The 581-nt window shown below is 54.7% G+C and carries 1 protein-coding gene; it reads left to right on the top strand.

What is annotated here, in order from left to right:
- On the top strand, positions 1 to 503 hold a 503-nt coding region (locus Y887_RS17885; protein WP_046965636.1), incomplete at its 5' end, for a hypothetical protein.
- Positions 504 to 581 lie beyond the last annotated feature (78 nt).

The following is a 581-nucleotide window of genomic DNA, read 5'->3' as shown; positions in this document are numbered from 1 at the left end:
AGCAATCAGCACAGGAGGCAGAAGGTAATGGTGGTGAGGATTTATCACCGGTTCTTGATGCGATGAATGCCGTGCCGGTGCTGAAAACGTGGCAGGAGTCCGATCCAGATCGCTTCTCGGTTGCTGTATCCATCGACGGGAAGCTCCAGAATGACCCCGCATGGAAAGACAAAACGCTCACTGAACGTTTCGCTGAAGTGGCCCGTCGTACGCAGGTTGCTTTCGGTGAAGTCAGTGAGTCGTCTGCTGACAACAAGGCAGACAAAACGGATATCCGGAAAACGGCGGAAGAGAAAGTGAAGACCGCTGAACAGGAGCAGGCAGTACCTGCTTCCCCGTCAGATTTAGGCACCACGGCTTCCGTCGGAACCGGTGATAATTTTGAACGGTTACTTGGCGCTTCTCATTCAGAGGCCGCGGGGATTATGCGCGGTATGACGAATGCTGAAATAGACGCGCTTCTGGAGCAGCTGGGGTCGCTTCCTGAAGGAGGGCTGAAGTAATGACGACTGTGGCATCAGCCCCGGGGAATAAGCTGTATCAGGTGGCGCTTTTTACCGCTGCCAACCGCAACCGCTCGA

The organism is Xanthomonas pisi DSM 18956, assembly GCF_001010415.1.
Taxonomy (GTDB): domain Bacteria; phylum Pseudomonadota; class Gammaproteobacteria; order Xanthomonadales; family Xanthomonadaceae; genus Xanthomonas; species Xanthomonas pisi.
The sequence above is the reverse complement of the archived record's forward strand: the minus strand, read 5'-3'. Positions and strand labels throughout refer to the sequence as shown.